Source organism: Echinicola sediminis (genome assembly GCF_054777495.1).
The window spans coordinates 1-698 of the sequence record NZ_BAAHAP010000247.1 but is presented as its reverse complement, the minus strand read 5'-3'; the positions used below and the strand labels follow the sequence as shown (position 1 = coordinate 698).

General features: G+C 37.5%; 1 protein-coding gene. It reads right to left on the bottom strand.

Annotation, left to right across the window (positions count from 1 at the left end; all coding sequences use genetic code 11):
* Positions 1–698: DUF5110 domain-containing protein (locus ACYVAA_RS23005; protein ID WP_460546449.1), on the bottom strand; the 698-nt coding region annotated here is incomplete at both ends.

Sequence of the window (698 nt, the reverse complement as noted above, 5' to 3'; positions counted from 1 at the left end):
GTTTATTTCTAGTTTATCCATATCCGAAAGCAGTAGGTAACAAACCTTATTATCCTCATCCCAAGCCCATAATGTCTTATTTTGATCTATAGACATTCCATCAAAAAACTTTTGTTTTTTTACTTTACTTACCTTTTTTCCTGACCATACCACTTTTTTAGGTTTTCCATTTAGGTGGATTTTTACGAACTGAGGATGTTGGGAAGGTGCATATCCATTTTCCTGTTTTTTGGAAAAGCTTAGTCTTAAAGCATTTCCTTGTTGATCTACCTCCAATTTGGAAACGGAAAACTTATTCTCTTTATAATCATTACTGATGCCATCATCCTCGTACAACTCAAAATTATCGTCTCCGGTCTGTTTTGGAAAAACTTCCCAGATAACAGGATAATCTTCCTTTTCATGGATGTATTGCATAACAGGCATAGTAGGAATCATAGCGCCTCTTTTTACGAACAAAGGCACTACATCCAATGGAGCATTGTACTTGATTTCCTGCCCTCCTTTATAGATGGTCTGCTTATCGTGAAAATCAATCCACTCCCCTTCAGGCAAATATACATTTTTGAATTCCGCTCCTTTTTCCACCACAGGTGCCACCAAAAGATATTCCCCCAGCATAAACTGATTGTCCAATTCAGTGGCTTTTTCATCGTTAGGATATTCTATAAACATCGCCCGCATTAAGGGAACTCCAC